This window comes from Streptomyces sp. CB02959 (genome assembly GCF_002803155.1).
GTDB lineage: Bacteria > Actinomycetota > Actinomycetes > Streptomycetales > Streptomycetaceae > Streptomyces.
This window is the reverse complement of record NZ_NNBP01000010.1, coordinates 188,290-200,605: the sequence shown is the minus strand read 5'-3', so window position 1 is coordinate 200,605 and position 12,316 is coordinate 188,290. Positions and strand designations below refer to the sequence as shown.

At 73.6% G+C, this 12,316-nt stretch carries 8 protein-coding genes; 4 read left to right on the top strand and 4 right to left on the bottom strand.

The window, feature by feature from the left end; all coding sequences use genetic code 11:
* Window positions 1-254 precede the first annotated feature (254 nt).
* Window positions 255-3,167, top strand: coding sequence for a SpoIIE family protein phosphatase/ATP-binding protein (locus tag CG747_RS18560; RefSeq protein WP_100602867.1), 2,913 nt, complete (start codon window positions 255-257; stop codon window positions 3,165-3,167).
* A gap of 240 nt (window positions 3,168-3,407) precedes the next feature.
* On the top strand, window positions 3,408-3,902 hold the full coding sequence (locus CG747_RS18555) for a hypothetical protein (protein WP_100602866.1): 495 nt from the start codon (window positions 3,408-3,410) through the stop codon (window positions 3,900-3,902).
* Between the two features lie 142 nt (window positions 3,903-4,044).
* On the opposite strand, the gene CG747_RS18550 is transcribed toward CG747_RS18555, so the two are convergent.
* Window positions 4,045-4,530 (bottom strand): DUF4118 domain-containing protein, encoded by a 486-nt coding sequence (locus CG747_RS18550; RefSeq protein WP_257980514.1) that lies wholly within the window; start codon window positions 4,528-4,530, stop codon window positions 4,045-4,047.
* A 502-nt stretch (window positions 4,531-5,032) separates the two neighbouring features.
* Between CG747_RS18550 and CG747_RS18545 the strand changes: the two genes are divergently transcribed.
* Window positions 5,033-7,003 (top strand): amino acid transporter, encoded by a 1,971-nt coding sequence (locus tag CG747_RS18545; RefSeq protein ID WP_100602865.1) that lies wholly within the window; start codon window positions 5,033-5,035, stop codon window positions 7,001-7,003.
* A 36-nt stretch (window positions 7,004-7,039) separates the two neighbouring features.
* On the opposite strand, the gene CG747_RS18540 is transcribed toward CG747_RS18545, so the two are convergent.
* Complete coding sequence (locus CG747_RS18540; RefSeq protein ID WP_100602864.1) at window positions 7,040-7,261, bottom strand: hypothetical protein; 222 nt, start codon at window positions 7,259-7,261, stop codon at window positions 7,040-7,042.
* Window positions 7,262-7,749: 488 nt separating this feature from the next.
* Here CG747_RS18540 and CG747_RS18535 point away from each other — a divergent pair, with 488 nt between their 5' ends.
* Window positions 7,750-8,439, top strand: coding sequence for a TetR/AcrR family transcriptional regulator (locus tag CG747_RS18535; protein WP_257980513.1), 690 nt, complete (start codon window positions 7,750-7,752; stop codon window positions 8,437-8,439).
* Window positions 8,440-8,511: 72 nt separating this feature from the next.
* On the opposite strand, the gene CG747_RS18530 is transcribed toward CG747_RS18535, so the two are convergent.
* Together CG747_RS18530 and CG747_RS18525 are read right to left on the bottom strand one after the other, a co-directional pair.
* Window positions 8,512-9,732, bottom strand: a complete 1,221-nt coding sequence (locus CG747_RS18530; RefSeq protein WP_257980512.1) for an acyltransferase — start codon at window positions 9,730-9,732, stop codon at window positions 8,512-8,514.
* Entirely contained in the window at window positions 9,729-12,095 is a 2,367-nt protein-coding gene (locus CG747_RS18525) for a glycosyltransferase (RefSeq protein ID WP_100602861.1), read from the bottom strand. Before CG747_RS18525 ends, CG747_RS18530 begins: the two co-directional genes overlap by 4 nt.
* Between the last annotated feature and the right edge of the window lie 221 nt (window positions 12,096-12,316).

Genomic DNA, 12,316 nt, shown 5'->3' with positions numbered 1-12,316 from the left:
CCACTACCCCGCGTGGAATCGGGCCCGAGGGTCCACCGGCGGGCGCCCGGACGCCCCGACGAGGCAACCGACCGCTTCCCACATCCGACCAAATTTGCCCTCATAAAGCCGCTTTGTCATTCCGAAAGGAACGCTTATGACGTCGGCGCAGCTGATCGCTACGCAGGGGCGCACAATGCTAAATATGGCGCGTGATGGAAAATTTCGGGCGAAAAAGATATTCCAGGCGTGATGTCGGGCGCCGTCTTCGCTCGATGCTGAGCGAGCACAGCGTCGCGGGCCAGGTGCTCGTGTTGCAGCTCGCCCTGGTGGTGCTGCTGGTCGTGGCAGCCGGGATCGCGCTCGCCCTCCAGGCCCAGCAGGCCAGCCTGGAAGAGGCCAAACAACGGTCGGCCGTCGCCGCGCTGGCCTTCGCGCACGCCCCGGGGACGGCCGCCGCGATGAAGTCCGCCGATCCCACCGCACGACTCCAACCCCGCGCCGAGGACGCCCGCAAGGAAGCCGGGCTCGACTACCTCGTCGCGTTCAGCCCGTCCGGGATCCGCTGGACCCACCCCGACCCGCAACTCATCGGCAAACACGTCCCCGGCGGCTACGCTCCCGCGCTCGCCGGCCGCAAGGTCACCTCCACCTCCAGCTCGGCCTTCGGACGCGCCGTGGACACCACGGTGCCCGTCAAGGACCCCGACAGCCGGGTCGTCGGACTGGTCGCCGCCGGCATCAAGGTGCAGCGCACCAACGAGTGGGCGCTGCAACGACTCCCGCTGCTGATCGGCAGCGCGGCCGGCGCACTGGTCATCGGGATCGGCGGGGTCGCTCTGATGAGCCGTCGGCTGCGCCGGCAGACCCACGGCCTGGACCCGGCCGAGTTGGCCCGGATGTACGACCACCACGACGCCGTCCTGCACGCCGTCCGCGAAGGCGTGCTCATCATCGGCAGCGACGGGCAGCTGCTGCTCGCCAACGACGAGGCCCGCCGACTGCTCGACCTGCCCGACGACGCCGAGCACCGCCGGGTCACCGAACTCGGCCTGGAGCCGGGCACGGCCGCCCTGCTGGCCTCCGGGCGGGCGGCGACCGACGAGGTGCACCCCGCCGGCGACCGGCTGCTCGCGGTCAACATCCGCCCCACCGCCCCCTACGGCGGCCCCGCGGGCACCGCCGTCACCCTGCGGGACACCACCGAGCTCCAGGCGCTGACCGGCAAGGCCGAGGTCGCCCAGCGGCGCCTGAAGCTGCTCTACGACGCGGGGATGCGGATCGGCAGCACACTGGACGTGGCCCGCACCGCGGAGGAACTGGCCTCGGTCGCCGTCCCCCGCTTCGCCGACGTGGTCTCCGTCGAGCTGCTGGAGCCGGTGCTGCGCGGCGACGAGCCCACCGGGGAGCACGCCCCGATGCGGCGGCTGGCGGTCCGCGGCGTCCCGGAGGACTCGGCGGCCTACCGCGTCGGCGAGCACATCCGCTTCGTCCCCGGCAGCCCCATCACCGCGGGCATCGCCGGCGCCCGCCCGGTCCTCGTCCGCGATCTGCGCGCCGAGCACGCATGGCGGGCCCAGGACCCGGTCGACACCCAGCGGATCCTGGACAACGGCATCCGCTCGCTGATCGCGGTGCCGCTGCGGGCCCGGGGCGTGGTGCTGGGCCTGGCCAACTTCTGGCGGGCCGAGACCTCCGAGGTGTTCGGCGCGGAGGACCTGTCGTTCGCCGAGGAACTGGCCGCGCGGGCCGCGGTCTCCATCGACAACGCCCGCCGCTACACCCGCGAGCACGCCACCACCATCACCCTCCAGCGCAGCCTCCTGCCGCGGGCGCTGCCCGAGCAGTCCGCCCTGGAGGTGGCGCACCGCTACCTGCCCGCGCAGGCCGGGGTGGGCGGCGACTGGTTCGACCTCATCCCGCTGCCCGGCGCCCGGGTCGCCCTGGTCGTCGGCGACGTCGTCGGCCACGGCCTGCACGCCGCCGCCACCATGGGCCGGCTGCGCACCGCGGTCCTCAACTTCTCCGCCCTGGACCTGCCGCCCGACGAACTCCTGGGGCACCTGGACGAACTCGTCAGCCACATCGACACGGACGAGGCCCGCACGGGCGGCATGGGGGCCGACGACGAGTACGGCGGCGAAGGGGCGGTCCGGCCGAGGGACCACCCGCACCCGAACGGGACCACCACTGACGGAGCATCAGCGGACGGCACGCCCGGCGGCACTGGCCCGTACACGGCGCCGGGGCCGGACGGAGCGCCGCCCCCGGACGCGTCCCCGGACCCGGACACCACGCTGCTGGGGGGCGAGGCGCTGGTCGGCGACAGCAGCGCCGGCATCACCGGCGCCACCTGCCTCTACGTCATCTACGACCCGGTCGCCGGCCGTGTCACCCTGGCCCGGGCCGGGCACCCCGGCCCGGCCCTGGTCCGCCCGGACGGATCGGTCTCCTTCCCCGACGTACCGGTCTCCCCGCCGCTCGGCCTGGGCGGCGGACTGCCGGTGGAGACCGTCGACCTGACCCTGCCCGAGGGCTCCCGCCTCGTCCTCTACACCGACGGGCTCATCGAAGACCGCGAGCGCGACATCGACACCGGCCTGGAACTGCTGCGCAGCACCCTCGCCGACGCCCCGGACCGCTCACCGGAGCAGACCTGCACGGCCGTCCTGGACGCCATGCTGCCCCAGCACCCCAGTGACGACATCGCCCTGCTCGTGGCCCGCACCAAGCTGCTCGCCCCGGACCGGATCGCCGAATGGGAGGTCCCCTCCGACCCGGCGGCCGTCGGCCGCGTCCGCGCCGCCTGCATGCGCACCCTGGAGACCTGGGGACTGGACGAGATCGGCTTCACCACCGAGCTGATCCTCAGCGAACTGATCACCAACGCCATCCGCTACGGCGCCCAGCCCATCCGCGTCCGCCTCCTCCACGACCGCGCCCTGATCTGCGAGGTCTCCGACGGCACCAGCGCCTCCCCGCACCTACGGCGCGCCACCACCACCGACGAGGGCGGGCGCGGACTGTTCCTGGTCGCCCAGTTCGCGCAGCGCTGGGGAACCCGCTACACCCCCAGCGGCAAGGTCATCTGGACCGAGCAGACCCTCGACGGGATGCGGCCCGCGGGCGGCCCCGGGGACGGCGGCATCGACACCCTCCTGGACCAGTGGGACGAACCGGCGCTGTGACCCGCGGGCCGCACCGGCGGGGCGCCGACGCACCGGATGCAGCCCCGGCCACCCCTCGCTAACCTCGTTCGAAGGGCCGCGGAAGCCTCGTTCGAAAGGCCGCGGAAGGTCCGCCCCGCCCGCCCGGTCCGCATCCCCGCGCCCGCGGCGCTGTCGAGGCCCCGCACCCGCGACGGCACCCCGACCGGCCGTCCCCTCTCCCCGGCCCGGATCTGACGGATCTGACCTCTGGAGGCCCTCATGATGCAGGTGCCCGAACCGCGCGACATCGCCCCTCGCCTGGCCAGCGGCGCGTTCATCCTGAACGCCGGGCTCACGATGTGGAAGTCCGACCGGGAGGCCGCCGAGGCGGTGCACGGCATGGCGTCCGCCGCGTACCCGTTCCTGTCGGAGCTGCCCCCGGAGCGGTTCACCCGGCTGTTGGCCGCCTCGGAGATCGCGATCGGCGGCGCGCTGCTCGCACCGTTCGTCCCGACCCGGCTGGCGGGCGTCGCCCTGACCGGGTTCGCAGGCGGCCTGGTCGGCCTCTACCTGCGGCTGCCCGGCATGCACCAGCCGGGCAGCCTCCGCCCCACCCCGGAGGGCCTCCCGCTCGCCAAGGACACCTGGCTGCTCGGCATCGGCCTCGGCTTCCTGAGCGCCCCGTGCGGCTCCCGGGCCCGACGCCACGGCGGGGCCGCTCGCTGCCGCCGGGCCCGCCGCTGCCCCTTCCCGCGCGCCCTGCGCGGGCGCTGACCGGACGTCCCGGACGGGGCGAAGGGGGCCGGACGAGGCAGGCAGGGCGGACGAGGCGGCTGAACGTGGAGGGAACCGGTCGACCGGGCCGTACCGGCGCCGTCATGCCGACGTCACGCCGAAGCCCCGCCGTCCGCCGACGTCACACGGCGCCGCCGCGTCGGGCCCGCGCCGCCCGGGCGCCCCGCGCGGCGGCCGCGCAGACCGCCCCGGCCAGTCCCGCCACCGCGAGGACCCAGAGGCTCGTCCGGTCGGTCAGCCGCCAGGCCAGTTCCGCGTGCTGGTGCACCACGAAACCGTCGAAGAACATCCAGGAGACCAGGACGACGGCGGGCACCAGGCGGGGCCGGGCCGCCGCCGCGATGGCGACGGTCAGCAGCGCGAACGCGGCGAGCGAAAGCCACAGATGGCCGGCCTGACCGGTCACCAGCAGGGCGGTCACCGCGACCGCGGTCACCGCCGCACCCACCGGCAGCGCGAGATCGCGACCCAGTTCGTCGGCGGGCGGGGCCGCGCCGACGGCCCGCCCACCGGCCACCGCCCGCCGGGTGCGCGCGGCTCCCGGGACGGGTGCGGCCCCAGGGGCGGCCGGGGGACGGGTGGGGAGCGAGTGGTGGAGGGCGGCCATGGGAACACCTCCTGGGGCCTGCCCCGGGGACGGGACAGGGGGTGGGACGGAAGGCGCGGCACGGGGCCGGGGCCTGGTGCCAGGGTGCGCGGATCAAGGGGCGCGAGCGCGGATCGGCGGGGAACTTAACGCCGCGTGTACGGGAGGTGCGGGGTTTCTGACGCGTCCCTGACGCCGGAGGGATGGACACCGGATGGTCCCGGACGCGCCCCTGGGGCGAACGGATGCGGATGCGTGTTGCATACTCGCCCTTCGTTGCCCGGAGGTTCCCGGACAACGCCCCTCGGGGCGAAAGCGACAAACGGCGAAAGACGGCGAGTTGGGCGTATTACACCCTTGATGCGCTAGGCGGTCCGGGCACTCCGGGCCGCCCTTCGTGCCGGTCGATCCGACCCGCACGGCGCCTCGCCCCACCCCCACCCCACACGCACACCCAACCAACCAGTCGACCCATCCGTAGTGGCGGTCGGCGGACGAACGACGATCGGCAGGACGTGGCCGCATGACCAGTACGCAGGTGGACCCCACTCCGCCGCCCCCCGCCGCCTCACCGAGGTGGCGGTCCTGGCTGCTGGACGGACTCAGCGAGCAGAGTGCCCGCCACCCCGGGCCGCACGGCACGCCACCCGCCGAGCACAAGGGCCACTCCTGGTGGCGGGTGATGTGCCTGACGGGTGTCGACTACTTCTCCACGCTGGGCTACCAACCGGGCATCGCGGCACTGGCGGCCGGGCTGCTGTCGCCGTTCGCCACGCTCGTGCTGATCGCGCTGACGCTGCTGGGCGCGCTGCCCGTCTACCGGCGGGTCGCCAAGGAGAGCCCGCAGGGCGAGGGTTCGATCGCCATGCTGGAGCGGCTGCTGCCCTGGTGGGCGGGGAAGCTGCTGGTGCTGGTGCTGCTGGGGTTCGCGGCCACGGACTTCGTCATCACGATGACGCTGTCGGCGGCGGACGCCTCGGCGCACGTCGTGGAGAACCCGTTCGCCCCGGCCGCGCTGCACGGCGCGAACCTGTGGATCACCCTGGTGCTGCTCGCCGCCCTGGGGGCGGTCTTCCTCAAGGGGTTCCGCGAGGCGATCGGGATAGCCGTGGCGCTGGTCGGCGTCTATCTGGTGCTCAACGTGGTCGTGCTGGCCACGTCGGCCTGGCAGGTGCTGTCCCACCCGGTGGCGATCGGCAACTGGTGGAGCGCGATGACCGCGCAGCACTCCTCACCGCTGGCGATCGTCGGGGTCGCCCTGCTGGTCTTCCCGAAGCTGGCGCTGGGCATGTCGGGCTTCGAGACCGGCGTGGCCGTGATGCCGCAGATCCACGGCGACGCCTCGGACGACCCGGTCAAGCCGGCCGGCCGGATCCGGGACACCCGCCGGCTGCTGACCACCGCCGCACTGATCATGAGCGGCTTCCTGCTGCTGTCGAGCCTGGCCACCACCATCCTGATCCCGCAGAAGGAGTTCGCGCCCGGCGGCGCGGCCAACGGGCGGGCGCTGGCGTATCTGGCGCACGAGCACCTCGGTGAGGCGTTCGGCACGGTCTACGACATCTCGACCATCGCGATCCTGTGGTTCGCCGGGGCGTCGGCGATGGCGGGGCTGCTCAACCTCGTGCCGCGGTACCTGCCCCGCTACGGCATGGCGCCGGAGTGGACCCGCGCGGTGCGCCCGCTGGTGCTGATCTTCCTCGCCATCGCCTTCGGGATCACGATCGTCTTCGACGCCAGCGTCGACGGCCAGAGCGGCGCCTACGCGACCGGCGTCCTGGTGCTGATGCTCTCCGCCTCGTTCGCCTCGACCGTCGCCGCCCGGCACCGCGGGCACCGGGCGGCCGCCATCGGGTTCGGCGCGATCACCCTGGTCTTCGGCTACACGCTGGTCACCAACGTCATCGAGCGGCCGGACGGCCTGAAGATCGCGCTGCTGTTCATCCTCGGCATCCTGCTGACGTCGTTCGCCTCGCGGGTGCACCGCGCCTTCGAACTGCGCGCCGCGGACGTGGTGTTCGACGAGACCGCGGAGCGGCTGATCGAGGAGGCCCAGGCGGCCGGGCCGCTGCGGGTGATCGCCAACGAGCCCGACGAGCGGAACGCGGCGGACTACCGGGAGAAGGAGTACAGCCAGCGCGAGGAGACCCACATCCCCGACCGCGGACCGGTGTTGTTCCTGGAGGTGCTCGTCGAGGACTCGTCGGACTTCACCGCGGAGCTGCACGTGCACGGCGTGGAGGCGTACGGCACGCGGATCCTGCGGGTGCAGGGTGCGGGCGTGCCGAACACCATCGCGGCGGTGCTGATGCGGCTGCGGGAGCGGACCGGCGAGGTGCCGCACATCTACTTCAACTGGACCGAGGGCCATCCGCTCAGCCATCTGCTGCGGTTCCTGGTGTTCGGCGACGGGGAGGTCGCACCGGTCACCCGCGAGGTGCTCCGCCGCGCGGAGCCGGACCTGCGGCGGCGTCCGCGGGTCCACGTGGGCTGACGCAGCCCGCTCCCCCGCCCGCACTCGGCCGCCGGATCACTTCCGGCGGCCGAGTGCTTTGGCCCGGGTGTGCGACCAGCCGGCGAGCAGCACACCGGCGGCGGCGACGGCGAGGTAGCCGGTCAGCAGCACCGGGAAACCGCCGCCGAGTCGGCCGAGCAGACCGGTGTCACCGTGGTCGATGAGCAGCCGGACGGCGCTCTGACCGGCAACCGCCACCAGAACCATGGCGGTGATCTGCAGGACGTCGTACTTCATGGCGCTCCTCGGAAGGTGACTTGGCAATCGGAACGTGAACTGCGGACCGGAAGCCGACTTGGGGGCCGGAACGTGAACTGCGGATCGGAAGCCGACTTGAGGACCGGCGTCGGGTCCTGGCATCGGCCGTGGCACCGGGCCGCGGCCGGGTGGTGGCGTCGAGACCCGGCGCCGGGGCCGATGCCGCGTCCCGGTGCGTGGACGTGTGGGTGGACGTGAACACCAGGGCGGCGACCCGCCACATGACGCCACCCAGTGACGTTACGAACGTATCAGCGGCCGAGGTGCCGTATTAGGCTCCAGCACTGCCGAATTCGCTTTTCGTCACAGTATTTGCGAGGTGCCGGATGGGCTTGGGGCGTGTGGAAAAAGGGTCGTCGTGCCGGGTGTGCGGGACGGCACTGGCGCCGGCCGGGCGGGGCCGGCCCGCGGTCTACTGCTCGCGCAGCTGCCAGGCCCGCGCGTACCGGAGACGGAAGCATCCGCCGGTGCCGGTAAGGGCCGGGGAGGCAGCTCGGCCGGCGGGCGCGGCCGGGGGCGCGGCGGCGGACAAGCGGCTGCGGATCATCGAGGCGGTGTGGCGGATCGCGGCCGAGCGCGGGTTGCACGCCGCGAGCATGCGGGAGGTCGCGGCGGAGGCCGGGGTCTCGGTGCGGGCGGTGCAGTACCACTTCGCGGACAAGCACCGGCTGCTGGTGGAGGCGCTGCAACTGCTGCACGAGGAGGACGAGCGGATCGCCCGGTCCCGGATCCGGTTCGATCCGGCGGATCCGCGGGGGCTGCTGCGGGGCGTACTCGACGAGTTCCTCCCCTTGGACGCCCAACGGGCCGCGGCACTGAGGGTGTTCGCGGCGTACTACGCGCGCAGCCTGACCGATCCGGCGCTGGCCCGGGTGTTCCTGCCCGGGGACCACCCGCTGGAGGACATGGTCGCGGGGATCCTCGCGTCGGCGCGGGATGCCGGGCGGACCGCGCCCGGGCTGGACGTCCGACTGGAGGCCGACCTGCTGGTGGCGGCCGCGGTGGGCCTGGGCGGCGATGTGCTGCACGGCCAGCGGTCGTTGGCGCAGGCGCGGCAAGCGCTGGAATACCGACTGGGGACGCTCTTCCCGAGCGGGCTCGGGGAGAACCCGGCAAGACCCCGGGAAAACCCGGAAACCCGGGAGGCGAGCCGGTAGAACCACTCGCGTAGCCCCACCGACCCGCCTCCCCGGCGCGACTCCCATCGCCGCCGCCGCTCGGCGCAAGGCTCAGCGCAGGGCGGGTTCCGGGTAGAAGTCCCGGGGGCGTCCGTGGGCGTCCTTGAGGCGGCCGAGGAGGCTCGCCGGGTATTCGATGAGCCAGTAGCTGGCCGCGGCCGCCGGGAGGGCGGCGAGGAGGACGATCAGCAGGGCCCAGGGGAAGCCGGACTGACCGGTGGGCAGCAGTCCGGCGTTGTGGAGCAGGAGCATGACCGGCTCGTGCCAGATGAAGAGGCTGTAGCTGATCAGGCCCACGGGGGTGAGCCAACGCGCCGTCAGGAAGCGGTTCCAGAAGGTGCGTCGGCGGATGTGGAGGGTGCTGAAGAGCAGCAGCGCCCACAGGGCGGAGGCGATCGGGTGGTAGTAGGTGAAGGTGAAGCCCTCCGCGTCGGACTGGAGCGAGAGGCAGAAGAGCCCGGCCAGCGCGAGGGCGGTGAGGAGCAGTGCGGTGCGCGGGGTGAGGCGGGCGCGGTCGCCGAGCGCGGCCAGGGCCACCGCCAGGCCCATGCCGGCCGCGAAGCCGCCGAAGCGGGCCTGCGGGCCGAAGTAGGCGACCCAGTCGGTGTGCGGGATGCCGAGGACGTAGTGCGCGACGGTGATCCAGGCCAGCGGCACGGCGTAGAGGAGCAGGCAGCCGCCCGCGCAGACCGCGACCCGGGCGGCGCGGTGGCGCAGTCGCCGGCAGGCGCGGACGGCGAGCGGGCCGAGGCCGACGAGGACGAAGTAGAAGAGCACCTCCAGGGAGAGCGACCAGGTGGGGCCGAGGGTGTAGAAGATCCGGTCCTGGTCGAAGACGTGGGTGAAGGTGAGGTGTTCCAGGAGGTCCGGCCAGTCGCCGGGGAGGGTGGGGTTGCGGGTGGCCCAGACGACCAGGACGGCCAGGACGTAGAGCGGCAGGATCCGGATGGCGCGCCGGAAGAGGAAGGCGCGGGCCGGCCGGGTGGAGCCGCCGTCGAGGGCGGCGCGGGCGTAGGAGTGGGTGAGCAGGAACGCCGACAGCACGAAGAAGAGGTCGATGACTTCGAGGGAGAGGACCGCGTCGAGTGCGGGGTTGGCCACCGGCGGGTGGCTGCCCTGGGCGTCGTAGGCGGTGTACTGCTGCCAGACGTGGAAGGCGACGGTGCTGAGCGCGGCGAGTCCGCGGAAGCCGTCGATGTCGCCGGTGAGGCGGCGGCGCGGGGCCGCGGCGGGGGTGCGCGGCGGGGCGGGCGGGGCGGTGGCGGTGGTCATCGGCGGGTCACCGCCTTGGCCGCCTGGGCGCGCGGGGTGACCCGCCACTGCCGGTCGCCGAGGGCCTCTTTGAGGTGGGACTGGCGGGCGACCATGTTCTTGAAGTGGCTGTAGAAGACGGTCGACACCAGCAGGTAGGACCAGAACCAGCCGCGCCGGGCGCGGATTTCGGGGACCGCCAGCCGCCAGGCGAAGAGGGCCTGGACGGGTCCGGCGGCGAGGGTGAGGAGCAGGGCGAGGACGCAGACCGGCACCGCCCAGTCGAGGTGCCCGGGGCCGCCGGCCTTCCAGGTGGCGTAGAGCAGGATCGGGAGGATCTGGAGGGTCAGCCAGGGCTGGATCTCGCGCCAGCCCAACAGGACCAGCAGACCGAACTTTTGACGGATCGTCAGAATCGGTGAACGCAGGCCGCGCCAGAGGTGTTTGAGGGAGACCTGGAGCCAGCCCTGGGCCCATCGGGAGCGCTGGTTCCACAGGGCGGTGAGGGTGGTGGGGGCCAGTTCGCGGGAGAGGAGGGTGCGGTCGACGGCGATCCGGGCGCCGGCGGTGAGGGACCGCAGGGTGGAGTCGATGTCCTCGGTGAGCATGGAGCCGTGCATCCGGGTGCGGGCGAGGAGGTCGGTGCGCCAGAAGCCGTTGGAGCCGCCGAAGACGCCGAAGCCGTGGAGCCGGGTGCGGCCGGGGTGACTGACCGCGTAGATCGCCTCGAACTCGACGGCGACGAGCCGGGCGACGCGGGAGCTGTCGCCGTTGCGGATGACGCAGTGCCCTTGGACCACGTCGTAGCCGTTGGAGAGCCAGTGCCAGGCGTCGCGGAAGGCGTGCGGGGCGGGGTGGTGGTCGGCGTCGAAGATGCCGACGAACTCGCCGCGGACCCGGGTGACGGCGGCATTGACGTTCTGGGCCTTGGAGGTGCTGCCGGCGACCGGCAGGAGGACGAGGCGGGGGTCGCGGGCAGCGATCTCGCGGAGGGTGTCCTCCACGGGCAGCGGGTGCGGGGTGTTGTAGGCGAGGACGATTTCCAGCTCGGCCGGGTAGTCCTGGCGCAGAAACGATTCGACGGTGTCGACGATGGTGGCGGCCTCGTTGGGGAGGTACGCGGCGATCACGGCGCTGGCCGGCGGGTAGGCGGCGCCGGGCCGTTGCGGGCGGGACGGCGCGTCCAGCGCGTAGAGGCATTCCAGGACGATCAGCAGCGCGGAGAGCACCAGTCCGGCGACCACCGCCCAGTACATGCCGGAACCGAGGTCCCAGCCGGCCAGGTACGCCTGCTGGTAGAGGACGAACGGCACGCCGATGCCCAGGAGTAACGCCAGCACCGGGGAGAGCGCGGAGAGCGCCGGGCGGATCAGGGCGCGCAGCGGGGGCCGGCGGTGGCGGTGCGGGGTGTCGCGCATCCAGGGGGCGTAGCGGACGGGGCGCAGGTCGCGGTGGCGGAGCGCCTCGTGGGCCGCGTCGCGGGCCTGGTCGGCGGCGTCGGCGCCGTCGGTGCACCCGGCGAGCGGGAGCCAGCCGACGGCGGGGGTGAGCCGGACGTTCTCGTCGGCGACGACGAAGCGGGTGCCGGCGGCGGCGGTGGCGAAGTCCTGGAGGCCGCGCAGGGCGGTCTCCTCGTCGACGCCGGGGAGCAGCATCAGCAGATGGCCGTCTTCGTCCCGGCCGAGCCGGTCGCAGACGCCGCCGAGGCGTTCGGCGACGCCTGCCAGCCGTTCGGCGACCTCGCGGCGGACCCGGGGGCCGAGTCGGTCCTCCAGGGCGGCGAGTTCGGCGACGCCGATGACGGCGAGGACGCCGCCGTGCCGGGCGGCGTCGGGGCGTTTGAGTTCGCGTTCCACCTCGTCGAGGAAGTGGGGGCGGGAGTAGAGGCCGGTGCGCGGGTCGCGGAGCAGGTGCTCGACGGGGACCGGGACGCGGCGGAGCTTGGCCTCTATACGGGCGGAGAGTTCGTCGGGGTCGGACGCCTCGGGTATGCAGTCGTCGGCCCCCTGGCGGAGCAGGTCGGCGACGCCGGCGGGTCCGGGGGTGCCGGTGACCATGAGGAGGGGCAGGGCGCGGCCGGCGGGGACGGTGCGGACCTCGCGGATGACGTCGGCTCCGGCGTGCCGGGCGCCCGGTTCGTCGAGGGCGACGACGGCGTCCGGGGGTGCCTGGTGGACGCGGGGGCCGGCTTCGCCGGGCGGGACGTGGCTGACGTCGTGGCCGGTGGTGCGGAGGGTGTGGGTGAGGCGTTCCAGGCGTGGTCCTGGGGTGCCGACGACGAGGACGTGGCCGGCGGGGTGGGTGCCGGGTGGGGTGGGCTGGTCCGCTCCGCCGAGGAGGGCCGTGGGTGAGCCCTGGGTGTGTGCGTGGTGCGAAGTGAGCACCTGGGGTTGTCCCTTCTGACTACGGGGCACGCGGAGGCCGGCGGCGGGGCCCCTGGACCGGTCGGTCGACGGTCCTCGGGGCCGGTGGCCGTGCGCGGGCAGGGCTGAGCAACCGCCCTGCCGTGGCGGCTGATCAGGGTGCCGGCGCGCCGGCTCGTGGGGTGCCGGCGGCTCCGTGGCGCGCGATGCGTGGACGGTGACGATCAGACGGGCGTCAGGCG

Excerpts from the sequence above, each read along its gene's own strand:
- CG747_RS18545 (WP_100602865.1), top strand. The coding sequence starts at position 5,033 with ATGACCAGTACGCAGGTGGACCCCACTCCGCCGCCCCCCGCCGCCTCA.
- CG747_RS18560 (WP_100602867.1), top strand. The coding sequence starts at position 255 with ATGCTGAGCGAGCACAGCGTCGCGGGCCAGGTGCTCGTGTTGCAGCTC.
- CG747_RS18555 (WP_100602866.1), top strand. The coding sequence starts at position 3,408 with ATGATGCAGGTGCCCGAACCGCGCGACATCGCCCCTCGCCTGGCCAGC.
- CG747_RS18550 (WP_257980514.1), bottom strand. The coding sequence starts at position 4,530 with ATGGCCGCCCTCCACCACTCGCTCCCCACCCGTCCCCCGGCCGCCCCT.
- CG747_RS18540 (WP_100602864.1), bottom strand. The coding sequence starts at position 7,261 with ATGAAGTACGACGTCCTGCAGATCACCGCCATGGTTCTGGTGGCGGTT.
- CG747_RS18530 (WP_257980512.1), bottom strand. The coding sequence starts at position 9,732 with ATGACCACCGCCACCGCCCCGCCCGCCCCGCCGCGCACCCCCGCCGCG.